At 52.5% G+C, this 23,608-nt stretch carries 26 protein-coding genes and 1 pseudogene; 4 read left to right on the top strand and 23 right to left on the bottom strand.

Annotation, left to right across the window (positions count from 1 at the left end; genetic code table 11):
* Positions 1–46: 46 nt before the first annotated feature.
* Together RO22_RS11445 and RO22_RS11440 are read right to left on the bottom strand one after the other, a co-directional pair.
* Positions 47–562, bottom strand: coding sequence for an MgtC/SapB family protein (locus tag RO22_RS11445; protein WP_009286495.1), 516 nt, complete (start codon positions 560–562; stop codon positions 47–49).
* Between the two features lie 233 nt (positions 563–795).
* Positions 796–1,701 carry a LysR substrate-binding domain-containing protein gene (locus RO22_RS11440; protein WP_041158383.1) on the bottom strand — a complete coding sequence of 302 codons (906 nt, stop codon included), beginning with the start codon at positions 1,699–1,701 and terminating at the stop codon, positions 796–798.
* Positions 1,702–1,820: 119 nt separating this feature from the next.
* Between RO22_RS11440 and RO22_RS11435 the strand changes: the two genes are divergently transcribed.
* Positions 1,821–2,522 carry an FMN-dependent NADH-azoreductase gene (locus RO22_RS11435; RefSeq protein WP_041158382.1) on the top strand — a complete coding sequence of 234 codons (702 nt, stop codon included), beginning with the start codon at positions 1,821–1,823 and terminating at the stop codon, positions 2,520–2,522.
* Positions 2,523–2,578: 56 nt separating this feature from the next.
* On the opposite strand, the gene RO22_RS11430 is transcribed toward RO22_RS11435, so the two are convergent.
* The 6 genes and pseudogenes from RO22_RS11430 to RO22_RS11405 all read right to left on the bottom strand — a co-directional run bounded on the left by RO22_RS11430 (position 2,579) and on the right by RO22_RS11405 (position 7,315).
* On the bottom strand, positions 2,579–2,899 hold the full coding sequence (locus RO22_RS11430) for a DUF1330 domain-containing protein (protein ID WP_022523737.1): 321 nt from the start codon (positions 2,897–2,899) through the stop codon (positions 2,579–2,581).
* Between the two features lie 74 nt (positions 2,900–2,973).
* Positions 2,974–3,609 (bottom strand): LysE family translocator, encoded by a 636-nt coding sequence (locus RO22_RS11425; RefSeq protein ID WP_041158381.1) that lies wholly within the window; start codon positions 3,607–3,609, stop codon positions 2,974–2,976.
* Between the two features lie 50 nt (positions 3,610–3,659).
* Positions 3,660–4,042, bottom strand: a pseudogene (locus RO22_RS11420) (VOC family protein).
* A gap of 104 nt (positions 4,043–4,146) precedes the next feature.
* Positions 4,147–4,686 (bottom strand): GrpB family protein, encoded by a 540-nt coding sequence (locus RO22_RS11415; RefSeq protein WP_041158380.1) that lies wholly within the window; start codon positions 4,684–4,686, stop codon positions 4,147–4,149.
* Positions 4,687–4,720: 34 nt separating this feature from the next.
* A complete protein-coding gene (locus tag RO22_RS11410) occupies positions 4,721–6,700 on the bottom strand; it encodes a M48 family metallopeptidase (RefSeq protein ID WP_041158379.1) in 1,980 nt (659 codons plus the stop codon).
* Positions 6,701–6,718: 18 nt separating this feature from the next.
* On the bottom strand, positions 6,719–7,315 hold the full coding sequence (locus tag RO22_RS11405; protein ID WP_027959206.1) for a LemA family protein: 597 nt from the start codon (positions 7,313–7,315) through the stop codon (positions 6,719–6,721).
* Positions 7,316–7,652: 337 nt separating this feature from the next.
* Here RO22_RS11405 and kynA point away from each other — a divergent pair, with 337 nt between their 5' ends.
* The 3 genes from kynA (at position 7,653) to RO22_RS11390 (ending at position 10,579) form a co-directional block, all read left to right on the top strand.
* Entirely contained in the window at positions 7,653–8,489 is an 837-nt protein-coding gene (gene kynA, locus RO22_RS11400; RefSeq protein ID WP_027959205.1) for a tryptophan 2,3-dioxygenase, read from the top strand.
* A gap of 83 nt (positions 8,490–8,572) precedes the next feature.
* Positions 8,573–9,802 carry a kynureninase gene (gene kynU, locus RO22_RS11395; RefSeq protein ID WP_009286489.1) on the top strand — a complete coding sequence of 410 codons (1,230 nt, stop codon included), beginning with the start codon at positions 8,573–8,575 and terminating at the stop codon, positions 9,800–9,802.
* Between the two features lie 12 nt (positions 9,803–9,814).
* Positions 9,815–10,579: an alpha/beta hydrolase gene (locus tag RO22_RS11390; protein WP_041158378.1), complete on the top strand. Its 765-nt coding sequence runs from the start codon at positions 9,815–9,817 to the stop codon at positions 10,577–10,579.
* 33 nt (positions 10,580–10,612) lie between these two features.
* Here the strand turns inward: RO22_RS11390 and RO22_RS11385 are convergent, their stop codons facing one another.
* The 15 genes from RO22_RS11385 to RO22_RS11315 all read right to left on the bottom strand — a co-directional run bounded on the left by RO22_RS11385 (position 10,613) and on the right by RO22_RS11315 (position 23,605).
* Positions 10,613–11,725 (bottom strand): GGDEF domain-containing protein, encoded by a 1,113-nt coding sequence (locus RO22_RS11385; protein WP_235270495.1) that lies wholly within the window; start codon positions 11,723–11,725, stop codon positions 10,613–10,615.
* 184 nt (positions 11,726–11,909) lie between these two features.
* Positions 11,910–12,395: a VOC family protein gene (locus RO22_RS11380; protein WP_041158376.1), complete on the bottom strand. Its 486-nt coding sequence runs from the start codon at positions 12,393–12,395 to the stop codon at positions 11,910–11,912.
* A gap of 56 nt (positions 12,396–12,451) precedes the next feature.
* Positions 12,452–12,691, bottom strand: coding sequence for a hypothetical protein (locus RO22_RS11375; protein ID WP_027959201.1), 240 nt, complete (start codon positions 12,689–12,691; stop codon positions 12,452–12,454).
* Positions 12,679–14,064 carry a S8 family serine peptidase gene (locus tag RO22_RS11370; RefSeq protein ID WP_235270494.1) on the bottom strand — a complete coding sequence of 462 codons (1,386 nt, stop codon included), beginning with the start codon at positions 14,062–14,064 and terminating at the stop codon, positions 12,679–12,681. Before RO22_RS11370 ends, RO22_RS11375 begins: the two co-directional genes overlap by 13 nt.
* Before the next feature lie 197 nt (positions 14,065–14,261).
* Positions 14,262–15,053, bottom strand: a complete 792-nt coding sequence (gene map / locus RO22_RS11365) for a type I methionyl aminopeptidase (RefSeq protein WP_041158375.1) — start codon at positions 15,051–15,053, stop codon at positions 14,262–14,264.
* Complete coding sequence (locus RO22_RS11360; RefSeq protein WP_022523750.1) at positions 15,046–15,252, bottom strand: ParD-like family protein; 207 nt, start codon at positions 15,250–15,252, stop codon at positions 15,046–15,048. The genes map and RO22_RS11360 overlap by 8 nt, the downstream gene beginning before the upstream one ends.
* A gap of 88 nt (positions 15,253–15,340) precedes the next feature.
* Complete coding sequence (locus RO22_RS23860) at positions 15,341–16,711, bottom strand: CHAD domain-containing protein (protein ID WP_052475608.1); 1,371 nt, start codon at positions 16,709–16,711, stop codon at positions 15,341–15,343.
* Positions 16,712–16,764: 53 nt separating this feature from the next.
* A complete protein-coding gene (locus RO22_RS11350; RefSeq protein WP_041158374.1) occupies positions 16,765–17,166 on the bottom strand; it encodes a DUF2784 domain-containing protein in 402 nt (133 codons plus the stop codon).
* A 9-nt stretch (positions 17,167–17,175) separates the two neighbouring features.
* Positions 17,176–18,402: a GGDEF domain-containing protein gene (locus tag RO22_RS11345; protein ID WP_041158373.1), complete on the bottom strand. Its 1,227-nt coding sequence runs from the start codon at positions 18,400–18,402 to the stop codon at positions 17,176–17,178.
* Between the two features lie 66 nt (positions 18,403–18,468).
* Positions 18,469–19,266 carry a M48 family metallopeptidase gene (locus tag RO22_RS11340; protein ID WP_041158372.1) on the bottom strand — a complete coding sequence of 266 codons (798 nt, stop codon included), beginning with the start codon at positions 19,264–19,266 and terminating at the stop codon, positions 18,469–18,471.
* Between the two features lie 275 nt (positions 19,267–19,541).
* Complete coding sequence (locus tag RO22_RS11335; RefSeq protein ID WP_009286481.1) at positions 19,542–20,342, bottom strand: hypothetical protein; 801 nt, start codon at positions 20,340–20,342, stop codon at positions 19,542–19,544.
* A 217-nt stretch (positions 20,343–20,559) separates the two neighbouring features.
* Positions 20,560–21,780, bottom strand: a complete 1,221-nt coding sequence (locus tag RO22_RS11330; RefSeq protein WP_041158476.1) for a winged helix-turn-helix domain-containing protein — start codon at positions 21,778–21,780, stop codon at positions 20,560–20,562.
* A gap of 75 nt (positions 21,781–21,855) precedes the next feature.
* Entirely contained in the window at positions 21,856–22,260 is a 405-nt protein-coding gene (locus RO22_RS11325) for a DUF1801 domain-containing protein (RefSeq protein ID WP_041158371.1), read from the bottom strand.
* Between the two features lie 167 nt (positions 22,261–22,427).
* The gene (locus RO22_RS11320; protein WP_041158370.1) at positions 22,428–22,919 is read right to left on the bottom strand and encodes an arsinothricin resistance N-acetyltransferase ArsN1 family B; all 492 of its coding nucleotides are present in this window, start codon (positions 22,917–22,919) and stop codon (positions 22,428–22,430) included.
* Positions 22,920–23,017: 98 nt separating this feature from the next.
* A complete protein-coding gene (locus tag RO22_RS11315) occupies positions 23,018–23,605 on the bottom strand; it encodes an O-methyltransferase (protein WP_041158369.1) in 588 nt (195 codons plus the stop codon).
* Positions 23,606–23,608 lie beyond the last annotated feature (3 nt).

Raw genomic sequence — 23,608 nt, 5'->3', positions numbered from 1 at the left:
AACTCTCTGTTCATTCACGCCCTCTAGTTTTTGCATTCGGCTCCCATCAAATATCGGTATTGTCTTCGTCATCGCCCAAGGACGAAGACTTTTTCTTGCTGATTGAACCGGAAAAGAAAGGCACTACATAGAGGACTACCCAGGCCAGCAGCGTACACAAAACCGCCGTCTGCTCGCGTCCTAGGCCTACGGCTATGCCAATTGCCGCCGTCAACCAAACCCCTGCCGCCGTGGTAAGCCCTGACGTGCCTTTTTCATCTTTTCGGGTGATGATGGTGCCAGCACAAAGAAAACCGATGCCAGCAATAACGCCTTGGATGACCCGGCTCATTTCCGCATCAGAGATACCCGTTTGCTGAGGTATAAATATAAACAAAGCCGCCCCCATACAGACCAGCATATGGGTGCGTATTCCAGCGGCCTTGCCTCTCTGCTCTCGCTCGAGCCCCAATAGACCGCCTAGTACAGCCGCCAACAGCAAGCGAATCACAACAATGATGAATTCACTCAGGTCATTAAAATCCGAAAACTCGGATATTATAGTATTAATAATTACTTCCATCGTTTCGTTCCTTGATTGCCAGAGCGACGGCTCTTAAATACTATGAGTTGAATTCAGGGGAAACAGCATTTCTCACCTGCAGTAGGACGAGCATCAGCTCGGAGATACACTTTAGAAGCTCCTTGAACAACAGCGAAGCTTCGAAGGTCATCCAGCAGCGTGGCCTGTTAACCAAGTCAGTAAGGTGGATGGGTAGCTTGCCTATAAGATAACGGTATAAAAGTCCTCCACTATCAATTCATCAACGTACACAACCCACCCGGCACCGCCAAAACCCAATCACTGATCGCTTGAATGGTTGGGTCATGCCGTCGGCTTTCTGGGTAGACCAGAAAGAACGGCTTACCTTCAAATTCGGGGCCGAAAGGTTGCACCAAACGCCCCTCCTCCAACTCATCCTGAATCAACTGGCGGCTCATCAGCGCTACACCCTGCTCCCCAACGGCAGCCGAGATAGCGTGGGTCTCATCAGAAAAGACCAGCCCGGCACTCACGTCCAGCCCAGGTACCTTTGCTTCTTTCTGCCACGTCGCCCAATCCAGTGGTGATGATATGGCCCCCTGACTGCTGAAGTGAATCAATGGGTGCAAAGGTAGCTGTTCTACCTCGTGTAGACCAAGGCGTGGGCTACAGGTCGGGATAAAGGTGTTATCAAACAGCTTCTCGGCGACCAACCCTGGCCAACGGCCATCGCCATAGCGAATGGCAATGTCTGCCGTTACCCCATCCAGAGGAACCGACTCATGCGAAGCATGAATACGCAGATCAATATCTGGATGGGAGTCGCGCAGCATACACACCCAGGGCAGCAACCAGCGCACCGCAACCGCTGGCGTTGTAGAGAGCGTAACGGTTTGGCGAACAGGTACAGCACTCAACCGCTCGACAACATGACTAATGCTATCAAACGCAGTCTCCAGAACCTGCAGTAGCTCACGGCCCTGAGGTGTCAGCGCCAACTGTCGGGGTTTACGTAAAAATAGGGTAACGCCTAGCGCCTCTTCAAGACCCCGAACCTGATGGCTAATCGCAGCGGCAGTCACCGACAGCTCCTGCGCAGCCTGCTTGGCGCTTTCATGGCGGGCAGCGGCTTCGAAAGCTCGTAGTGCTGAAAGCGAAGGTAATCGGCGATGGTTCATGAATGAGCTTCACTCATCTATAGCTGCAAGAAAAGATCGTTTGTTCAGGCTGAAAGGCACAGCCTAAGCTAAGCCTGTTGTTAATCATAGATGAGTTTAACTCAGATTAGGAGGCCACCATGACACACATCCTGCATATAGACGCTAGCGCCCGCCCCGGCATTGCTGGCACAGATAACCACGGTTCGCATAGCCGCCATTTGACTTATCAGTTTGTCAGCCAGTGGCAATCAGGCCGGCCGCAAGACACGGTTACCTATCGCGATATAGGTCAAAACCCGCCGTCGATTATTAGCCACGACTGGATTGCGTCTGCCTTCGCTCCAGAAGAGCGACGAGAATCCTGGATGAAGAACGCACTAACAGAGAGCGACCAGCTGATTGATGAGTTAATTGCTGCTGATATTGTGGTAATCGGAACGCCGCTTTACAACTTCGGGATGCCTGCCGCCCTCAAGGCGTGGGTCGACCAAGTAGTACGGCCCGGTCGAACGGTAGAGTTCGATGACACCAACCCGATAGACCCTTACATACCCAAGCTCACAGACCGAAAAAGGCATGCCGTTGTGCTCACCGCTAGAGGCGGCGTAAATATGGCGCCAGGTGAAGAAATGGCCCATATGAACCACCTTGAGCCACACTTGGCCACAGCACTGGCATTTATCGGCATCACTCGCGTTCACTACATCGCGATCGAAGGACAGGAAGTGGGCGGCGAGGTATTGGCCAAATCGGTTGCTGCCGCGATACAGAAAGTTGAAACGCTTGTTGAAGAGTTGCAGGTAGCGTTGGAAAGCACGCCATCACCTCAACCGGCCTAAATTATAATTAATGGTCTTTCATCGTAAATACGCTGAAGTATAAGGAGCGGCTATCGCTACCCAAGGATGTCCGCTCCTTTATGCCCTTCTGGTACACCTTGAACTAATAGCACATCGCCCTCTGTATTCCGGGTACGCAATGGGCGGATCGCTTTATAAGCAGCCGAGTCATACCAACCTTGCGCATGCTCCATGGAAGGAAATTCAATCACCACCATATCCCCTGTCCACCCTCCCTCAAGCGGAATGTATGGCCCACCATGCACGAGGTATTTGCCCGAGAACGGCGCGAGGGTTGCATCAATGCCTTCTAAATATTGTTTAATTTCAGGATCGAATCGGGTTTCGCGGATAAGAGCAACGGCGTAAGCAGACATTATCACCATCCTTCATTTAAACGAAAAGAGACCTCCTCCCCAGCACTTCAAAAACAAAAATAGCATTACGTAGCCTACCTTGCACTGGCAGCCAACCGTGCACCCAACGCGACGAAAAGTGCTCCAAGGGATCTATCCATCCATAAACCAACGCGTGGTTTTCTCTTTAAGTAAGCACCCAACTTAGCACCAGCCAGAACCAAAGGGGGCTCTATTACGGCAGCAACTGCAATAATAAGGCTGCCATGCAATAAAAGCTGTGCCTCGGCTGGGCCAGCGCCTTCCACGATAAATTGCGGCAGGAAAGCCAGAAAGAAGATAGCGACTTTGGGGTTTAGCGCTGATACCAGCATGCCCTGCCAATAAACAGCGGAGAGGTTCTTGTTACCCGGCTTTTCTGCAGCGACAAACTGATCCCCTTGAGACAGCAACATTTTAATACCGAGCCATATCAGGTAGGCGGCCCCTACCCATTTAACAATCGAAAACGCCAATGCAGAGGTGGCTAAAATAGCCGAAAGACCAACTGCAGCCATTACTACATGTAGCGCCGCTCCTGTCCAAATCCCAAACATAGCGGCAAACCCTTGCCGTCGCCCGCTACGTAATGTTTGCCCCAGTATGTAGGCAATATCTGGCCCCGGCGATAGGTTCAAAAGCACGGCCGCTGATAAAAAAGTCATCCAGTGCAGCAATGTATACTCAAACATAAGCGCTCTCTTGTATTTTTCCGTTGCCAAGCTAAAAGAATGTTAACGTGCTAGCTGGAAAGGTTCAGCTGCCAGGAAACGCCGTATTTATCATTCAACCATCCGAATTTTTCACTAAAGCCGTAATTATCTAGTGGCATCAAAACCTTACCTCCATCGCTCAATGCTTTAAATACGTCTTCTATTTCTTTCTCTGAGCCGCACTCAACGTGTAACGACATTGATGGCGTAAAACTGAACTGATGGTCGTAATAGCTATCCATTGCCAGGAAGAGAGTGCCGTTTATCGAGAAGCGGGCGAGCTTAATTGCCCCTTCGGGATCATGCCCCCAGCTTCGACACGCTCGATATCGATGATTTTCGAGTTCTCAAATAGCGAAGTGTAAAACTTGATAGCTTCTTCGGCTTTACCGGCCTGATCCCCCACAAACATTAGAGATGTTTTGATAGTCTTCACTTTAACTTCCCATTTCATTTGACGCGCTAAGCGTTACTGTAGAAAGGTCTGCAAAACAGACGCGACATTGACTGCTGTGGTTAAGAAGCATTCTTGAGCGCCTGTTTAATGAAATCCCCTTTCGCCGCCGTATAGGCTTCTCGGTCTGACGTAAATTCCGCCGCCCACAGGCGCTTCTTTTTCTCATACCGTTGCGAAAGCTCAGTATCAGCACGCAGTTTATTGCGAAAATCCAACCGACGATGCCACTCCTCGCTGCCATACACCATCAGATGCAGATGATGCGTCCTACGTCCTTCAGCCCATCGCATTAACCAACGTCGCCTCACCAAAGAAGCGTTGTACTCCATTGATGTAGCATATTTCGCACGGCACAACGGCTCCAATAAGTCATCGGCCCTGGATATTAAGTCAACGCCTGCCAGAATATCGATGATCGGCTTGGCCGAGAGACCAGGAACAGCGGTACTTCCGATGTGCTCAATGGCTAGGAACTCATCTGGAAATAAATCTAGCAGCCTGTCTCGCTCCTGCTTAAATAGAGTTGGCCAAGCCGCATCATATGGAAACAGCGCGACCTCCTCATGGATGGCTCGATTTAAAGATTCCGTTTCATCCATGGTTGAGGCTCCTCCCTTTAGCGCGAATGGCTGCCTATGCCTCATCTGATAACAGTGGCGGCATTGGGCAATCGAGAATATCGGCCATGGCACGGAACAGTTCGGCTTCGGCGGGCAAAATACGTCCGCTATGTTCAATACAGCGCGCCATCGCTTGCAACAGCGCGGGCTTATGCAAAGGCTTTAAACGTCGCAAGCGCTCAACCGCCAGGCTGAGTGCACGCATATCACTTATATCGTCAGTGGCCCTCAATGAGAATGGCAGCTCACGCTCAGCGGCATTAAGCGCAGCGCTTATCTCAACTGGGTCATCTTGACCGGCGGTGGCAAGCACCGTCAGTAGCAGCTGACACTCCCGCTGCAGGTCGTTTATCTTGAGGTTTGAAGGCCCACTGCCTTGCTTGCTGATGTTATTCAACACCAACTGATATAGCGTCCACTCCAACAGGCTGACCTGACCATCTGCCTCGATCAACCGTTCCATACAGAGGCGAAAGTGTTGGGCCTGCTCCATCGAAAGCGAGCGTAACGCTGGCAGCGCCAGTTCTATTAGAGGCAAGCGTAACTGTACATCCAGCCTCAACATTTCCGGGCCATAATCCATCAGCGCTCGGTAAACATCTGGCAGTGCAACTTGATGCAACGCCTTAAGCTGATGCCTACGCATTGTCTTATCCTGGCTAAGCAGCAGTGAATAGATCAGAGCACGAGCGGCATGGGGCTCATGGGCGGCGATTTTAATCCGCTCAGGTAGCGCATCTAGTGTCGCTCTAGCCTGGTTAAGATGGCGCTGGTCAGGCTGGCCCATGGTGTTAATGGCGGTTTGAGCAGAGGCACCGGTTAACACAGCCGCCATTGCCCCCGTTCCCGTTCCCGTTGCCGTTCCCGTTGCTGTTCCCGAGCCAAATCTGGGCTCCGCTTCAGACCGCTCACCGTTGCCTTCTGGTTCTGTTGCGCCATTCTCGGCTTCCTGGATGGGCCAAGTGACTTCGAAGCGGCCATTCCAATCGGGCATGACCCGCTTGATACGATCTTTAATCGGCGGATGGGTGGCCATCATTTGGCTAAAGCCCTGCCGCACGCCTTGACCGAAGAACAGATGGCTGAATTCCGCCGCCTGTGTCGCTTGCAGGTAAGAGCCCTGGGTGTGCGAGCCGATTTTAACCAGCGCGTTGCCAATCCCCTGAGGGTTGCGGGTAAACTGCACCGCAGAGGCATCCGCCAGATATTCACGCTGCCGACTAACCGCCGACTTGATCAAGTTACCAAAGAAGGTACCCGCGTAGCCGATCAGCATTAGCGCCGCCCCCAGCGCTAAAACGACAGCGCCTGAGTTGTCACGTTTTCCACCGCCCACCCGTCGAAAACGCATACTACGCAGCAGTGTACCGCCCAATAAGCCAATGATTAGAATGCCATGGAGGATGCTGATCAGGCGCATATTCAACCGCATATCACCATGCAGAATATGGCTAAACTCATGAGCTACGACGCCCTGCAGCTCATCCCGTGTCAGGTTTTGGATCGTGCCACGGGTAATCCCGATCACTGCATCATTGGTTTGATAACCGGCGGCGAAGGCATTGATACTCTCCTCCTCAAGCACATAAACCGAGGGCACTGGCGTACCAGAGGCAATCGCCATCTCTTCAACCACATTGAGAATACGCCGCTCATCAGCATCACGGGTATTAAGATTGATCTCGCGTCCACCAAGGGCTTCTGCCACTACCCGGCCACCACGCCTTAGCTGACTGCGTTTAAATAGCCCGCCCAGCACCACGACGGCCAACACCGCAATAGCAACGCCAGTGACCAGTTCAATCGAGAGTGCCGACCACATCCCCTGAGCAGAAAGATTGGTTTGTGTAGCGGATTGTTCCCCCATTAGATGCAGCGCGATGGCAATTGCCAGCGTGGTAACAACAATTAGGGCGAGTACTGCCAGTACCATCAAAACAACCAGACGTCCGGTTTTACGACGAGCGTGATCCTGCGCGGTAAAAAAATCCATGTCGCGTTTTCCCTGAGCTTAGAACGACACCGTCGGCGCCACTTGAATCTGGGCACTGTCTTCAAACTCCAACAACGAGGCATCCTGCCCATGGCCGAACATGCCAGCCACTGCTACCGGCGGGAAGCTCTGCCGATAGGTGTTGTAGTGCATCACCGCATCATTAAATGACTGCCGCGCAAAGGCCACCTTGTTTTCAGTGCTGGTTAGCTCTTCTGACAATTGCTGCATATTTTGCGAGGCTTTTAAATCCGGATAGGCTTCCATGACCACATTGAGCCGCCCCATTGCCTGAGTCAGTGCACCTTCTGCGCCGCCCAGGTCTGCCATGGCTTTGGCACTGCCTGGATTTGCCGCGGCCGCTTTTAGCCCAGCGGCGGCTGTATTACGAGCTTCGATGACCGACTGCAGCGTCTCCCGTTCATGGCTGAGATAACCTTTTGCGGTCTCTACCAGATTAGGAATCAGGTCATGCCGACGCTTAAGTTGCACTTCAATTTGCGCAAAGGCGTTCTCAAAGCGATTTTTCAAAGACACAAGTCGGTTGTAGATACCGATGACGTAAAACGCGATAACGGCGATGATCGCCACGGTGATAATGATAGTGAGCACTATGGTTCTTCCTTATAGTAGGCATTCGTCAGTAAAAGCCGGTCTATGAAAAGCTAGACAATGAATGCCTAGCTAGTGAAAAAAGTAGCCACCAAGTTCAATATCCGACGTTCACACATCACTTTGCAAGCTTAGGGAGAAAGGGAATGTCGACATAGCATTGCTCAAGATCACCTTTCTCATAAAACACTGTGATCGTATCAGTACCTGCTCGAAACGATTATCGAGCAGGGTCTGAAGCTCGCCGCCGGTATACTCTGGGACTTAGGTGAACCTAAAGAACAGGCTTGCAAACAAACGACAACAACCACACATTGCACAGCAACCAAGGCAGAATAAAATGACGACTCCTGAAGAAAACAGCGTCGATAATGAAGCCATTCATTGGGATCAGGATATTAGCTACGGCCAGTACCTGGATCTGGAACCTTTGCTTGCTTGCCAAAATCCGGCTTCTGATGAACACGATGAATTACTCTTCATCGTTATCCATCAAGTATCGGAGCTATGGATCAAACTTTGCCTTCACGAAGCTCATGGTGCCGCAGCGCATATTCAAGAAGATAACCTGCGCCCTGCTTTCAAGATGCTATCGCGGGTTTCCAGAATTCAGGAACAGCTTATCAAGGCCTGGGAAGTGTTGGTCACCATGACCCCCGCCGACTATGCCAGCTTCCGAGACAGCCTTGGCCAAAGCTCTGGGTTTCAGTCCTATCAATATCGGGAAATGGAATTCCTGTTGGGTAACAAGAACGCCAAGCTAATCGAAGCCCACAGATCAAAACCCAAACACTACCAAAAACTTCAGGAATCCCTCCACTCGCCCAGTCTTTACGATATCGTGCTGCAGCTGCTTGCCAAACGCGGTTTCAGCATTCCGGAAAGCAAAACCCAACGCGATTGGAGTATCCCCTACACCGCCAGTAGCGAGGTGGAAGCGGTCTGGACGGAAATCTACCGCAACAGCGAACAACACTGGGATCTATACGAGCTTGCTGAAAAACTGGTGGATGTCGAATTCAACTTTCAGCGCTGGCGATTCAGCCACATGAAAACGGTCGAGCGTATCATTGGCTATAGACGCGGCACAGGCGGAACGGCTGGGGTGAACTATCTGGTCAAAGCGCTGGATCTTCAGTTCTTCCCGGAACTGTGGAGTGTTCGGACGACGATATAAGCACTTGGCACGCTGCTGCGCACCCAGTTTAACTACCGTCTTGATATTCAAAACAGCGACATACAATTTTTCGGAGCAGCCATATGCCTGTAAGCCTGGATAGTGTTCGTGAGCGTGACCGCCAAGACCCATTGGCAGACTTTAAAAGCCATTTCGCCCTGCCTGAAGGCGTGCTTTATCTTGATGGGAACTCACTGGGCGCTCAACCGAAGGCCGCCAAACAGGCGGTCGATGAGACTCTGGATCAATGGCGCGACCAACTGATCAAAGGCTGGAACCAGGGCTGGTTCGATGCTCCGGAACGCTTGGGCAATCTGCTAGCCCCGGTGATTGGTGCGCAACGCGGTGAGGTAAGCGTCACTGACAATATCACGCTAAATATCTTCAAGCTGCTGGGGTATATCCTCGGCCAAGGCAAGGAGGGTCGCCAGGCGGTTCTTAGCGAAGGCGGCAACTTCCCGACCGATGGCTACATCGCCCAAGGCTATTGCCAGGTGAGTGGCGCCGAGCACCGCTTCCTGCCCGAAGGAGGCAACTTGGCCGAACACCTCGACGGTGTAGCCGTGGTGGTACTGAGCCAAGTTAATTACCGTACTGGCAAATTACGCGATATAGCCACCACCACGAAACTGGTGCACGACCACGGCGCGGAAGTCATCTGGGATTTGGCCCATTCCGCAGGCGCACTGCCCATTGATCTAAACGGTTGCGGTGCTCGCTACGCCGTAGGCTGTACGTACAAGTACCTTAACGGCGGCCCTGGCGCGCCAGCTTTTTTATACGTGCATAGCGATCACCAAGACAAAGGTTGGCAGCCGCTTTCCGGCTGGCACGGCCATGCATCGCCCTTCGCTTTTGAAGCGGATTACACCCCAGCGGGGGATATTTCCCGCTTTCGCACTGGCACCCATTCGGCACTTGCCTACGCCGCTCTGGAAGCCTCACTCGCCCTATGGAGCGAGGTGGACATGCAGGCGCTGAGAGAAAAAAGTCTGGCAATGAGCGACCTGTTTCGAGAGTGTTTAAGCGATATTTTTACCACTCATAATATTGACGATATAACCCCATCAGCCAGTGAGCGCGGCAGCCAGGTATCACTGGTGGATAGTCAAAACGGCTACGCTATCGTTCAAGCCTTGATTGCCCGCGGTGTGATCGGCGACTACCGGGAACCCGGCCTAATGCGTTTTGGTTTTACCCCGCTGTATCTCAGTTTTGAAGATGTTTGGCAGGCCGCCCAGCACTTCCGCGAGGTAATGGAAAGCGGTGAGTACCAGGATCCGCAGTTTCATGTGCGTGATGCCGTTACCTAATAGAGGTATGTTATGACTGAAATACCCCTGAACCTCGCCTACTCGCCGAGCCATTTCGCTCGGGATTTCGAAGCCACTTTAACGCGCCAGGCAGCTTTAGGTATCGACCTGGTGGCACGCCACCAGCCGATTACCCTGCGCTACGGTGAAGATCCGGCGGCCCGTCTCAACCTGTTCGTCCCGGAAAGTACCGCGGGCCCCTGGCCATTGATGCTATTTATTCACGGCGGCTACTGGCAGGCGCTGGATAACACCGCGACGGACTTTCTGGCTGAACGCTACCTGGCCCGTGGTATGGCCTTCGCCTCCCTGGGTTACGGCTTAGCACCGGAAACCTCCATTAACACCATGGTGAGCCAATGCATTGAGGGGATTGGGGCGGCATGCAACGCCCTCGCGGATAACGGTGGCGTGTGGTCTATTGTATTAGGCGGCCATAGCGCCGGTGCCCAGCTAGCCTACTGGGTAGCCACCAGTGGTGATATACCCATTGATAAGTTGATACTGGTTAGCGGCGTTTATGACCTAACGCCATTGGTGGATACCTACGTTAACGAAGCGCTGGAGCTCACTCCACCCCAAGCGCTTGCGTTAAGTCCTATATTTGCCGATTCCAGCAAACTACCCTCATGCCAAGTGGTGATCGCCGAAAGCGATCCGCCCACTTTTCGCCAACAAACACACGATTTTGTTGCAGCGTTAAAAACTAGCCATATCCAAGTCGAGCTCGTGGATATAGCTTACTGCGATCACTTTGATGTGTTAGATGCGTTATGAGTTTGAAGCAATTCCAGAAAATACCGTGCCCGATCAATCGCCAGCCAGTACCGCACGGTTACGGCCTTCTTGCTTAGCACGGTAAAGCGCCTTGTCGGCGCGGCTGATCACTTCGTCAATGCTCTCGGTCTGGCGATGAAGCGCAACACCCAGGCTCAATGTAACCGCCAAGTTGCCTGCTGAGGTGGCAAAGGGCGGCTCAGCAACTGCTCGACGTACCTTTTCGGCGACGGCCATAGCGCTCTCCTCGGTAGCGTTTGGAATCAGTAGCAAAAATTCCTCTCCTCCCCAGCGGGCAACCCGGTCTCCACCCCGAAGAGTATTAGTGAACCGTGTAGCAAGAATGGTGAGCACCTCATCACCCACTTCATGGCCATGCTGGTCATTAACAGCCTTGAAGCGATCCAAGTCGGCCATCAACACGGCAAAACATTGTTCGTCGCGCTTAGCGCGGCTCCACTCTGCCTGCAAGTCTGTTTGCATCGAGCGCCGGTTGGGCAAGCCGGTCAGCGCGTCGGCCAAAGCGCTATGCTCAAGTTGCTGGCTGGCAATAAAAGTGCGCTGGTGTTCCTGGTAAAGCATAGTGGCAATGACTACACCTATCCCTATCGCAGCGGGAATGAAGGCCAAATGAATAGGGTTATCTGGAAACGGGCTGCCTGAAAAAACAATAAAAGCGATTACTGCTGTAAGCGGCAAGCCGTATATCAAAGCCAGATCTCTAGCACCGTAGACGGTCGCTGTAGCCACAGTAATAATGACCAAGGTTAGCCCCTGGGTGATGTAGAGAAGATGTCCGCCCTGCTCCGAATAGTGCAATACAAACATGGCAGCCATCATGCCCACTATTGAAAGATTCAACGTCAGCAATAGCGGATAAGCCCAAAAGCCCGGGTCTTTCTTATGATGGAGCAGCAAAAAAGTAATCGCCAAAATAACTGCGGGCAGGCGGAAGAGAATATGTTTCCATATCAACTCCCCATCAGCGTAGCTGACCAGTGTCGCGTCCAAAATAGTAAAAATGGGTAAAAACACCAACACCACGCCAGACAACGAGTAGCCAAGTCGGTGCGACAGCGAGAATTGCTTAAGCAGAAAATCGGCCTGCCATTCGGGGGGTATTGGCACATGCTTACTCATCATCATTACCTGCTTCCGGGAACTGGATAGCTTTACTCCACCCGCCACCTACCGGGAAACACCGGTGAGATCAGGATTTTCTGACGTGGCTAATGGTAAGTGACATATTGAGGTTCAATGCTCATAATACCTAATCAAGCCGACTTGCAAAATATTCTTAATTTAAACGAAGAGTCAACCAGTCCTATACTCAACCGTGAAGCGCCGCCTCAATGTCAGCGACGTTGATTTTTCTCATCTGCATCATTGCGTCGAATGCGCGCTTAGCGGCGGCAGGGTCAGGATTGGTAACGGCGTTAATCAGCACGACAGGCGTTATCTGCCACGATATTCCCCATTTATCCTTGCACCAGCCACAGGCGCTTTCCTTGCCACCATTGCTAACAATGGCATTCCAATAGCGATCCGTTTCGGCTTGGTCATTCGTTGAGACCTGAAAAGAGAACGACTCATTGTGCGTCACCCCAGGCCCGCCGTTGAGTCCAAGGCACGGAATGCCCATCACGGTAAACTCTACGGTCAATACATCCCCTTGCTTACCCGATGGAAAGTCTCCCGGTACGTGATGAACCGCCCTGACAAACGAATCAGGAAAGGTATCAGCGTAAAAGCGTGCTGCCTCTTCTGCACCACCATCGTACCAAAGGCAAACAGTGTTCTTTGCGGGGGTTGCCATATCACATCTCCACTAAAACCATAGCGTCATTAAGCCCAGTGAAATATTTACCGAGCTTACCAAGTCTCCTCAGAGCCCGGTGGCCCCATATCGATCTGCATATCAGGCGCTATATCCACTACGCCTTTGATCTTTTTCAGCCGTTCCGCCGTGGCATCGTCAGCCGAGCCGGTAATGCAACCGATCTCCTCCAGCACCTCCTGGATATTTAATCCTTCAGCGCTGAGACGTGTGGCCATTTCATTTATCGGTTGATCGCTGGAAATAGTGATCAACCATAGCGCTACCGCTGGCATCTGGCGTACCTCCCTAGTAAGTGCACTGGGCGGCCTGAAAGGAGCGCCTGCCCAGTGTCGCCCAACATCAAGGCTTGTACCAACCCAGCTCCCACGCGGGATTCAGGCGATGGCAGCTCTTGCACCGAAGCCACTAGCTGTTGCCACAGTTTCCTTCCCCGTAATGAGGCATCAGACTGTGCCCACAGTGCCGCGCAGCCTGCCACGTGTGGTGCCGCCATGCTGGTGCCACTGATCGTCTTATGGCGAGTGGGCCGGGGCCATGAGGAGAAGATATCGCGCCCAGGCGCGGCAATTTCGATCTTGCCATGATTGGAAAAGCTGGAAGGCTTCAGGTTCGGATCGAGAGACGCCACCGACATCACGGTAGGCGAGTTGGCAGGCGCCCCTGTATTGGTTGCAGAATTTCCCGCTGCAGCGATAACGAGGCACCCATTACGCAGCGCCGCTTCACCAGCATGGGTGTAGGCGGCCTGCACCGGGCTCTGGCTGCCAAGCGACATCGAGATCACTTCACAGCGGTTGGCTATGGCCCAGTTTAGGCCAGCGAGAACGCCCGCCCCGGTACTGCTGCCCGAGTTGGTCAGCACCTTGCCGACGAAGACCTGCGCCTCATACGCGATCCCGTAACGCTGAGTGTTTTCACCGGGCGCCTGGGGGCCACAGGCCGTGCCGATACAGTGAGTACCGTGCCCGTTAATATCCTGCACCGGCTCCCCGACGAATGAGCGGGTAACGAACTCCCTACCCTCGAAATCCGGGTGGCCAAGATCCATCCCGGTATCCAGCACGGCGACTTTTATACCCGCGCCACTCCAGCTACTTTGCGGCACCTTACAGCGTTTTAGCCCCCAAGTTGGCCGAAGGGCGTCCTCTTCAAGGTTCTCTTCGCCTTCTTCCAAATCCAGCTCAACGCCAAGATCACGAGCGATGGTGCTGGCTGCCCGCAAAAAACCCCGTAGATATTCAGAATTTTCAGAAAAGGCGAAATACTCTGGCTCAATAATTTCGATGGGACTATCCGCGGCTACTTTACCCAGCGCACTCATGCCATGCTGCTGTAGGGCATCGCCGCCTACCAGCGCTACTCCAATCTCCGGAAATACCATTGCCTCAGCATCTCCGGCATCTTCCAGGCTAACGGCTTGATCGGTGAAATCCCGCGCATCAGCGATGCGAAATTTCTGGGCTTTTAGCGACTTAATGCCCTCTTCTACCCGCCCCTCACGATAGCTAATCAGAAAGCGCCCGGTTTCAAGGCAATTGCCGCCCCGCTCTAAGGCTGCCAATAGCAATTTATCGGTGCCGCATGAAACAGTGGCGAGTGACTCACCCGCTGGCGTATTGCCTTTACCTGTCGGTTTTTTCGCCATCGTAGACATCCTTTTCATTTAGCTGTTAAGCGATATGGAATAGGTGAATCATAGACTCCATGCAAGAGAAAGCATGCCTAGCTATGCCACACCCACCATTTCAGCTTAACGCACCTGATATGCTTCGCCAGATCGATTTCAGGCTACGGCCCTTAAACATACAGGGCGCTTAAACGAAGGAGGATAGATCATGGCCGTTATGGGTTAATCTCAGTAGGGAGGCACTCGTCATCGCGGAGTGTTAGCACTTCGAAACCAGAGGATGTGACCGCTACCGTATGCTCCCACTGAGCAGACAATTTCTTGTCACTGGTCACCACCGTCCAGCCATCCCGCTTGGTTTTTATCTTGGCCCTGCCCTGATTAATCATAGGCTCGATGGTAAACACCATCCCTTCTTTCAACGCCAGGCCTCTGCCTCTCTTCCCGTAATGCAGCACCTGCGGCTCTTCATGCATTTCGCGACCAATGCCATGGCCACAATACTCACGAACGACAGAGTATCCGTGTTTTTCGGCATATTGCTGAATTGCGTAGCCTACATCACCCAACGTGGCACCGGGCTTAACCACTTGTATTCCTTGCCACATGGCCTCGTAGGTTTTATCGACCAGTCGCTTGGCATAGGGAGTCACATCGCCAATCAGATACATCTTGCTGGAGTCAGCAATAAAGCCGTCTTTCTCCAGGGTAATGTCGACATTGACGATATCGCCTGTTTTGAGTATTTGCTTCTCGGATGGAATGCCATGGCACACCACGTGGTTGACTGAAGCATTCAATACGTACTGGTAATCGTATTGCCCCTTACTGGCCGGGCGAGCCTGCAATTGATCGACGATATAGCGCTCAGCCCAATCGTTAATAGCCATGGTGGATACGCCGGGCGCTATCCGTTGGTCGAGATGACTGAACACCAATCCGAGTAGCCGTCCGGCTTCCCGCATCAAACGCAACTCCTCCTCGCTTTTTAGCGTCAGCTCACTCACCGACCACCTTCCTTACTTCAACGTCGGCTTGCTTCATTTGCTCACGCATGATGTCAGAGAAGGTCATTCCCGGATTGGCCTCAGCCAGCATGCCCACCTTTATCCAGTACTCTGCCTGGGCATTGATTGAGCGCACCATGACAGTGCTTGCCTTGCGAATATCCTCATGCAACTGGTCATTGATCTTAACGATACCCATCACACCACCTAATATATGAAACGAATATGAAGCATATACGAATCATATATCGCGTAACGATTGGCGGCAAGGCTACCTGATTACGTTGTTACGGGGACACGTTGGCCATAGGTTCCAACGCCAATACTTCTTTGCGCAGCACAAGCTTCGGCTTCTCTAACGAATCGCGCCACTGAACACACTCCTGCTGTTGCTGCGGGTCGTTATCGGGGCTTGCGCCAAAGGCATCCAGCCAGGCCTGACGAGAACACAGGTCTTGATACTCCCCGAGCAGGCGCTGGCGGTGCTTCAATTGAGATAGAAACGGCTCAGGGGTCTCTGGATTCAGATCAGCCAGGTAACGAATCCGCTTCACGCCCTTCCGCAGTTCATGGAACCCGGTGTCATGGGTATCCAGCGAGAGTGCCGCCAGGTCTTCATCGTGGCGTGCGATACGCTCATTCAGTACCGTACGGATACGCTTTGGCGTAAGTTTCGAAAGTGCCTTGCCAACGTCATCGGAAGCGATAAAGTGCTGCCATGCCTTCATCTCCTCAGCATACGCCGGTGCATTTAACTGCTGACATAGCGCCTGGAGGCGTTCCCGCTGGCAAGCCTGGAGCCACTGCATCAATCCCTGGCGACTACCAGAAGTGAGCGGCGGGGGCGTCTTGGCCATATCCTCCAGAAACACATCAATATCACGCAGGTCACTGGTAGCCTGGGCACGTTGCTTGAGCCGCTTAAGCATCTTTTTTAGGCCAGGCACTCGGGTAATGGCGCGCACGGATTCACCCACTGCCCGGCTACGACGCAGATTGACCCGGTACTGGTGCAGGAACTCAGGATCAACACCTGCGATGACACCAGCTTCCAAGGTACGGATCATCTGATACTGGTGCTCCAGCATGTCACGAATGCGGCTGGTAGTGTCGTTATTGCGTTTGGGTGGTCGGGGGGCAAGGCGCTGAAAAAGAGGATAACTGGCCGCTTCCGGGGTCTGGCACCCTGCCAGCTTGGCTCCGCCCTGCCTCACGCTTTCCCAGGAAGAGCCGGACAGCGTGAAATGCAGCACGCTCCCGGTGGGCAGCGAATGCGGCGCGGTCTTGTCGAGCCAACGAGCCAGATCATGCAGCGCCGGGTTATGCCCAATCACCAGCACCCTTTCGGCTTCATTCGGCAGCGATTCGAGCCATGCCTGCAGCCCGCCACCATCGAACGTGTAAAGGTCTTCATCGAAGTGAACCTGATTGACCAGGGTACGATCAGGCAGTTGCGCTGCGATCTCGTCGAAGGTTTCCCGCGTGCGAGCCGCTGTACTGGCGTAAATCCCGCCTTCTAACGCTTGCCAGTGCTGCAGCACATGCGCCATCGCCGCTGCCTGACGTTTACCACGCTTTCGCAACGGTCGTTGATGGTCGGTCATATCGCCACTGGGCTGCTTAGCCTTGGCGTGCCGCATTAGGTATAGGTGCCGCATGGATTCGCTCCCAAGCACAGTGTGATACGCAAAGTTTAGTACACGCCCATCTTCTAGGAAGAGTGCTGACGAGGCTTCACCACAAACCAACTGGCCAACACCAGGCTACCGAATAGCGTGTACACCACCGCAAACACCCACTCTGGCAAAGTGAAATAGAGCAGGCTGTGCAGCCAGTTCTGAATAAACGAGCCCGAATAGGTGACGGCGCCTGCCTCTGCCCTCAGCGCCATTTCCCAGGTGGTTAACGGGCAAACCACGCCAAGCCAAGCCTGAACCACCACATAACCTATGGCGCATAGATGCATGATACGAAAGGTTCTATTGCGAACCCACCGCCAGCTGAAGAAGTAGCCTGCGTAAATGGCGACCAGGCCTAACACCACGAAGGCCACAAACAGCACGTGGAGAATTAGAAGGGTGTCGGCGAGCATTAGCAGCAGTGATGGGGGCATAGGAAAGCGCTACTTGTTGCCAACGGGTGAATCTGGTGCTTCGACAACATCGCTGCAGACGACGACTTGGTTCCTCCCAGCGCGTTTGCCAACATAAAGCATCTCATCCGCTCGTTTAATTAAAGACTCCAGATCGGCTTCCTCTGAATCGGTAGCCGCCACGCCAACGGTGACGCTTGGGCGCAGTTTGCCCATCTCTTCTGTTAACGAAAGTTCAGCCACCTTCTTTTTCAAACGCTCTGCTACCATTTGCGCATCGCTCGAGCTGGTGTCTGGGAGTGCGACAACAAACTCTTCACCACCAAAACGTCCTATCACATCCGTTGGGCGCAGCGATTCTGCACAGACTTCGGCAATCTTGGTTAGCACCCAATCCCCATGGCTATGCCCCCAGGTGTCGTTAATGTGTTTGAAGTGATCCACATCGATCATAAACAGGCTGAATGGCACCTTGTGGGTTTGCGAGTGCTGCAACAGATCTTTAGCCAGTTTTATAAAATGGCCGCGATTATTCAGGCTGGTCAGCGCGTCCTGCTCAGCGACTACCCTCAGCTGTTCTTCCAGTGATTTTCGGTGCGCGATCTCTTTGTGTAACTGGTGGTTATTCTCTCGCTCTTCTTGAAGCAGTGCATATTGCTTACGCTGCAGGCATTCCAAGCGCAGCAGGGCGAAAAACCCTACAACGCTGCCCATAATCAGCAACAGTGCGACCAGTAGCGTCGCTATCGGGGCAAGACTTGCGAACAGCACCGCAGCCACTAAAAAGCCAATATTTAAATAGAGGCTGGCCGCTGTCACGACTGTTAGCGGATTGGGAATCAGAAGATAAAACGCCATGGTAGCCACCACCACCGCGGTGATTTGAGTGGGGAGGCTTTCGGGTCGTAGGGGGACAATCAATATAATGCCCGTGGCAAATACCCACAGCGGTAAGGCGTGCAACCAAGCACGGTAATCATTGCCACCCCAGCGCCGCACAACGAGTGCCACCAACAGGCAAATGCTCACCACCACTATTCGCATGGTAAGCAGCAGATAGAACTCCCTGGTAAGGCCCAGCAGGTAGTAATCCGCAATCGCGAACATGCCAAAGACACATGCCGCAACGCTCACAGCAAAGCTAAACTCAAGCCGCACGCTTTCCTGGATAGAGCGGCGATACATCAACTCACGGCTGGCATCGCAAAACTGCCCGGTTAACCCATGCACCTGATACTGTTGTTTCTGTAATGGCACAGCCCCACACTCCCGACGTCACGTGGCAATTTTTCTTATTTTATCAATAACGCGATGCCACTCACCTCAACATTCAGCAGGCGTAACCGTACGATAGCTGGCCGTGGCCTTTTCCAGCCCTTGCTGTAATGCCCGAATGCGCGATTCATGGGCAGGATGCGTAGAAAGAAATTCAGGGGGCTGACCACCACCGCTAGCAGCCATGTTGCGCCACAGGGTCACGCTCTGCTGCGGGTCAAACCCCGCACGGGCCATAATTTCCAAGCCCATCAAATCGGCCTCCTCCTCATGGGTGCGGCTGAAAGGCAGGCTAATGCCCAACTGGGCACCGATACCCAAGGCCTGCATCAATTGCTGGTTGCCAAATTCCTCTTCCCCTAATAACCCCACCACCAATAACATGGCTTTAATGCCAAGCTGCTGGGTAAGCCGCTCATTGCCATGATCCGCCAACACATGCCCCACCTCGTGCCCAATCACCGCCGCTAGCTGGGCTGGCGTCTCGGCCACTCGCAGTAGCCCGCTATGCACCCCGATGCGTCCACCCGGCAGAGCAAACGCATTGGGGGAAGCATCCTCAAATACCACCACTTCCCAGCGTTCAGGGAAAGCGAGCCTTGGGTAGCTCGCCTTAGCGCCAGCCACCACTTTTTCAGCCACGCACTGCACCAACTGATTAGCCTGCGTATCGCGATTGATCGGCTGGCTATTGCGCAGCTGATTAAAGGCATCTTCCCCCATGTCAGCCATTAACGCGTTCGGTACTAACGCCAATTGGGAGCGCCCGGTGGGCGTTTCCCCGCAACCAGCCAAAGAGGCCAGCAACATCAAAAGGAAAAGAGGTAACAGAAATCGCCGATGCATCGGATAGTATCGCCTGGATTAAGAAACGTGCAGTAGAGTGTAAGGCGCTTCTCAGGCGTAGCGCTCGTCGCGTTCATCAACGCTACCCAGCCCAAGGTGCCGGTCGTAATCGTAGGCCACAAATAGGCGGACATAATCCAACTCGGTATGAAGCTCTAGCGAACCTACCACTCCTTGGCGGAGCAGTAGATATCGTCTAGAACCTCCCCGTAAAAGTAACGGGGAGACACGTCTAGAGTTCTTCGCTGCGAGGTATTATTCGTTAAGGCTGTAAATCACTCAGGCGTTTGCGCTTCGTCGCGCATCACTTCGAGCGAAGTGATTTCAACGGTGAGCGCATCACGCGTTGTTTCTAACTCACTTACCCGATCACCGACCGCTGAAAGTTGGTTATTGGCCTCTTCTATCTGAGTATTTAGCGCTTCAAGGTCAGCTTCAACCTGACTGCGGGCATCTTCTGCCTCTTGACGAGCCTGTTGCGCGGTATCGCTGGCGGCTTCGGCTTCTTCAATCTCGGCGTTGAGCGCTTCAAGGTCTGCTTCAGCCTCGCTGCGAGCGTCTTCTGCGTCTTGACGAGACTGTTGAGCGGCATCGCGGGCGGCTTCGGCCTCTTCTTTCTCTTTTTCTACCTCGGCGTAGTTCTCATTCAGCTCTTCAAGGCTGCTCTGCCGTTCGTCGACCTGCTCATTGAGGGTCTCCACTTCTTCTTCGCGGGTTTCACGCTCGCCCCGTAAAGCCTTCAAATCTTCTTCAGCGTGGGAAATATCTGCTCGCGTCGAAGCTAGCTCGGCTTCAGCATCAGCTTGCTCAACCTCAAGGGCGCTCATTCTCTGCTGCAGTGTTGCTAAATCAAGCTCCGCGGCTTCAACCTCAGACATCTCCGCCTGAATCTGTTGATGCTCCCGCTCAGTTTCAGCCAGACGCGCTTCGAGCGCATCCATACTGTCTCCCCGCGACCCAGCAATGGTGTGCGCCACCACGGCCCAGACCACCGCAATAATCGCGATGACCAAGAGCACCTTTACCCGGTTATCGCTCAACAATGCTATCGTTGATGGTTTATTTGTCCCTGTCATTGGTGCAATCCTCTCGCTTAAGCGTTATCGCTAATATAGCAGCTAACGTATCTACGTCAGCAGGCCGTCATCTGCCCCGTTGTTAATATGGAGGAAAGTTTTTGATTCGGCTAGAAACGATCATTCAACACATTCATGTACCTGAAGCCATGGCTCCGAGGAAAATTTTTCCAATAGCAACGCCTAGCTTAGATACCCCACCCCTGCCTAGATCCTTTCACCCCAGGGGTTTTAACGCGCTGCGCAACCGCTGAGTCAGGTGTTCAGGTTGGACTGCATTCAAAGAGACGGAGTCAGATTTTTGAAAATGACAAAACTGAACGATGGCTTCCACAAAAGCAGTAACGACTCTATGTTCATCAAAAGTGTGTGGTTCGAAATATAAATTCTTGATCTCTAAGTGGCTGGTTTTTCGATGGACTTTACAATCCATCCGGCCAACAAACTCATCGCGATACAGTAGCGGCAGGCAAAAGTAGCCATACTGACGCTTGGGTTCGGGTACATAACATTCCAACTGATAGTCGTATTGAAATAGCGCTTTGAGCCGCTCCCGCTGAATGACACTGTTGTCGAATGGTGAAAGAATCAACATACGCTCTTTCAAACGAGGCAGGGAGCGTTCGAGTGCCCCCCTTTCCAATATAAATTCATCGCCACTGCTCACTTTTACTTTCTCTAAATCTCCCTGTGCCAACCTTTCATTTACCAGGGCATTCACAGCTTTGCGTAACTCTGCATTTCGGCGCAGATAGGTCAGCCCTTTGAGTGAAGCAAACCCATGACAGCTCAATTGTTGGTCTACAAGGTGCGCCGCATACTCCTCCATGGAGGGCATCTGTAAATTTACGTGAGATGGCAATACCCGCTCGGTTAGATCATATGTCTTTTGAAAACCGTCGCGGTCGCTGACCATCAGATCGCCTTGCATATACAGCTGTTCAAGTGCCTTTTTGGCGGGCTTCCAGTCCCACCAGCCTGCACGTTTGATGCTGCTAGTCCCTACATCTCGAGACCGCAGCGGGCCATCTGAACGTATGCGAGCCAACAACTCTCCCATGAGCTTTTTATCAGGTGATCTAAACCAATGCGTTTGCCCACTTTTGATAGCGTTTTTGTAGGGCAAGGAAAAGCGAAAATCGGTAATGGGTAAAAATGCAGCCGCGTGCGACCAATACTCAAAAATGTCTTTATTGATCAACAGCTGGTTCAGCATGTGTGGCTCAAACCCTGGTACCCGGGAGTGAATAACATGATGATGGGCTCGTTCCACCACAGATATGGTGTCTATCTGAACATAACCCAGGTGGTTAATCGCTTTACGGGCACCAGCTAAGCCACGTCCATAAGGCTTATTCTGCAGCAAACCTTGCGCAGCCAGGGCAAGGCGGCGTAAGCGCGACAGCTCTTGTGGGCTTTTAATTTCAATTACTGTCATTTTTTCCCCAAAGCTCGCCATAAATAGCGCGAGTTGCGCGCGCCTAATAGTTTAATATTGCGCTTTCTCCAATAGCTACACGCCTAGAAGCGGCAAGCGCTTAAGCCTGTGATACTTCAGAGCCAACTCGATGCAATGCCTTAACGGAACCTGTTCGATATTCACACTCAGAGGGAGCACAATAGCTCTCGTACCCTCATACTCAAATTCATTACGATATATTTCTTTGAACGTTTCAATCAAACATGTTTGGCAGTGAAAAAACACCTTAATGACGTCTGGATCTTTAGGTTTCCAATCGATTCGAATGGTAGTGCCCCCTTTGACAAGATAACTAGCTTCTCCCCATTTAAGCACTTCTTCGACATCGCCAAGCTCACCTTCAGCAGCTGTTGAAAGAATGAGTTGTCGCACGCTCTCAAGCTGCAGCCGTGCGCCTTTCGGGTAGCTTTCAAACTTAGCCTGAATATCTGGATTCACAATAAATTTACTCCAGAGTTAGCAGAGGTAGGCATAAAGTTCATCTATCACACCAAACCGAAGGGCCATCGTTCCACGACAATCTCAACATACCGCCTCCAATCATTCTGAGGTACGTCCATAGTATTTAATTAAATCCACCTTGATTTCAGCATGTTGAGTCACAATCAGATAGCCAGATTTAGCTGCCAGTAGCCAACGTCGTGCCACTGATCGAACTTGAACCCGACCTTTTCAAAATGGGCTACTTTTTTCATACCCATTTTTTCATGCAGTGCAACGCTGGCCGGGTTGGGAAGCGTGATACCGCCCATCACCGCATGAATACCGCACTCTGTGAGCGTGGAAAAGAGCGTTTCGTACAGCTTTGCGCCCAAGCCCCTACCGTGCGCCTGATTGGAAAGGTAGACGCTGACTTCAACTGAAAATCGATAGGCGCTTCTCTCTTTCCATTTGGTAGCGTAGGCATAGCCCACCACAGCATCATCTTCCACTGCCACCACCCAAGGCAAACCGGCCCCCTGAACGTTTTCAATCCGGCCTTGAATGTCTGAACCCAATACTGGCTTTTCTTCAAATGAAATAGCGGTATTTTCGATGTAGTGGTTATAAATGTGCGCTATGGCTTCCGAATCACCCTCTACGGCATCTCTGATCATGGTTTATTCCATTTATATTCTGACGGTTTAGGTTCACTGATGAAAAATCGACTTCCGCTTTCTGAATCAGCTAGGGCGCCTTTAACGCTAAGCAGGCGTTACCCGCACCGCGTTGCCAGAAACTCGCCATTGCCAACGGGTACAGTGCAAGTAGTGAACTTGGAGTCTGCCGATACCAGCGCCATAAAATCAGCCATTTCATCTGCATGGGAAGTGGCGTTATCCACCACAAGCAGTCCGCCCTTGCGTAAAACTCGCTGGATATTCGGCCACCAATTCACATAATCAGAGCGCTTTGAGTCTAAAAAGAGCAGATCGAAACAGGCATCGTCCAGGCTTTCAAGAAGCCCACCCGCCTCCCCTCGCTGCTGAGTAATGACCTTAGAGAGACCTGAGCGCTCAAAATTTCTCGCGGCCATCTCCAGCTTGAATTCGGAAAGCTCAACAGTGGTAACGTGCCCACCAATCTTCTGCACTGCCTGGGCCAGCCACAAGGTGGAGTATCCATTCGAGGTGCCAATTTCCAGCACTCGTTGGGCATCAGTTGCTTGAACAAGTACCGATAAAAACTCCCCCGTATCACGAGTGATATTGAGCATTCGTCTTGGGCGTTCAGAAATGGCAGCATCGTTTTGTTGGCCAAATTGCTCAAGTTCCGTTAGCAGTTCTTGAAGGGTTTCACTCATAGT

Source organism: Halomonas sp. KHS3, from assembly GCF_000830495.1.
GTDB classification, from domain to species: domain Bacteria; phylum Pseudomonadota; class Gammaproteobacteria; order Pseudomonadales; family Halomonadaceae; genus Vreelandella; species Vreelandella titanicae.
This window is presented reverse-complemented; position numbering and strand designations above follow the sequence as displayed.

Bases quoted from the DNA above. Each gene is read 5' to 3' on its own strand.
- RO22_RS11445 (WP_009286495.1), bottom strand. From the start codon at position 562: ATGGAAGTAATTATTAATACTATAATATCCGAGTTTTCGGATTTTAAT.
- RO22_RS11440 (WP_041158383.1), bottom strand. From the start codon at position 1,701: ATGAACCATCGCCGATTACCTTCGCTTTCAGCACTACGAGCTTTCGAA.
- RO22_RS11435 (WP_041158382.1), top strand. From the start codon at position 1,821: ATGACACACATCCTGCATATAGACGCTAGCGCCCGCCCCGGCATTGCT.
- RO22_RS11430 (WP_022523737.1), bottom strand. From the start codon at position 2,899: ATGTCTGCTTACGCCGTTGCTCTTATCCGCGAAACCCGATTCGATCCT.
- RO22_RS11425 (WP_041158381.1), bottom strand. From the start codon at position 3,609: ATGTTTGAGTATACATTGCTGCACTGGATGACTTTTTTATCAGCGGCC.
- RO22_RS11415 (WP_041158380.1), bottom strand. From the start codon at position 4,686: ATGGATGAAACGGAATCTTTAAATCGAGCCATCCATGAGGAGGTCGCG.
- RO22_RS11410 (WP_041158379.1), bottom strand. From the start codon at position 6,700: ATGGATTTTTTTACCGCGCAGGATCACGCTCGTCGTAAAACCGGACGT.
- kynA (WP_027959205.1), top strand. From the start codon at position 7,653: ATGACGACTCCTGAAGAAAACAGCGTCGATAATGAAGCCATTCATTGG.
- kynU (WP_009286489.1), top strand. From the start codon at position 8,573: ATGCCTGTAAGCCTGGATAGTGTTCGTGAGCGTGACCGCCAAGACCCA.
- RO22_RS11390 (WP_041158378.1), top strand. From the start codon at position 9,815: ATGACTGAAATACCCCTGAACCTCGCCTACTCGCCGAGCCATTTCGCT.
- RO22_RS11385 (WP_235270495.1), bottom strand. From the start codon at position 11,725: ATGATGATGAGTAAGCATGTGCCAATACCCCCCGAATGGCAGGCCGAT.
- RO22_RS11380 (WP_041158376.1), bottom strand. From the start codon at position 12,395: ATGGCAACCCCCGCAAAGAACACTGTTTGCCTTTGGTACGATGGTGGT.
- RO22_RS11375 (WP_027959201.1), bottom strand. From the start codon at position 12,691: ATGCCAGCGGTAGCGCTATGGTTGATCACTATTTCCAGCGATCAACCG.
- RO22_RS11370 (WP_235270494.1), bottom strand. From the start codon at position 14,064: ATGGCGAAAAAACCGACAGGTAAAGGCAATACGCCAGCGGGTGAGTCA.
- RO22_RS11360 (WP_022523750.1), bottom strand. From the start codon at position 15,252: ATGGGTATCGTTAAGATCAATGACCAGTTGCATGAGGATATTCGCAAG.
- RO22_RS23860 (WP_052475608.1), bottom strand. From the start codon at position 16,711: ATGCGGCACCTATACCTAATGCGGCACGCCAAGGCTAAGCAGCCCAGT.
- RO22_RS11350 (WP_041158374.1), bottom strand. From the start codon at position 17,166: ATGCCCCCATCACTGCTGCTAATGCTCGCCGACACCCTTCTAATTCTC.
- RO22_RS11340 (WP_041158372.1), bottom strand. From the start codon at position 19,266: ATGCATCGGCGATTTCTGTTACCTCTTTTCCTTTTGATGTTGCTGGCC.
- RO22_RS11335 (WP_009286481.1), bottom strand. From the start codon at position 20,342: ATGACAGGGACAAATAAACCATCAACGATAGCATTGTTGAGCGATAAC.
- RO22_RS11330 (WP_041158476.1), bottom strand. From the start codon at position 21,780: ATGACAGTAATTGAAATTAAAAGCCCACAAGAGCTGTCGCGCTTACGC.
- RO22_RS11320 (WP_041158370.1), bottom strand. From the start codon at position 22,919: ATGATCAGAGATGCCGTAGAGGGTGATTCGGAAGCCATAGCGCACATT.
- RO22_RS11315 (WP_041158369.1), bottom strand. From the start codon at position 23,605: ATGAGTGAAACCCTTCAAGAACTGCTAACGGAACTTGAGCAATTTGGC.